At 56.8% G+C, this 257-nt stretch carries 1 protein-coding gene; it reads left to right on the top strand.

Annotated elements, in window-relative coordinates:
• Positions 1 to 257 (top strand): hypothetical protein (locus ABFY71_RS18965; protein WP_347947431.1); only part of this gene is annotated, 257 nt, incomplete at both ends.

The following is a 257-nucleotide window of genomic DNA, read 5'->3' as shown; positions in this document are numbered from 1 at the left end:
CAAGCTGATGCGCACTCGCATAGCGAAGCTCGACCACGGAAAGAAGCGCTATCCACCTACCGGCGCACGCTGGCAGGGTGTGCGGCTGAATATGATGGCCCGGCAACCAGCGAACGGGATGGCCAAGCAGAGCCTGAAAGACCGCAACCACGCGCGCCTGAAAACCGATAAAGCCGATGATCTGGTTAATCACCACAATGTCATAGGTAGCGAGACCCACCTCATCAAGCTGGTTTCGCGCCTTGTCATCAATGACA

The sequence above is a fragment of the Devosia alba genome (assembly GCF_039938915.1).
GTDB classification, from domain to species: domain Bacteria; phylum Pseudomonadota; class Alphaproteobacteria; order Rhizobiales; family Devosiaceae; genus Devosia; species Devosia alba.
The sequence above is the reverse complement of the archived record's forward strand: the minus strand, read 5'-3'. Positions and strand labels throughout refer to the sequence as shown.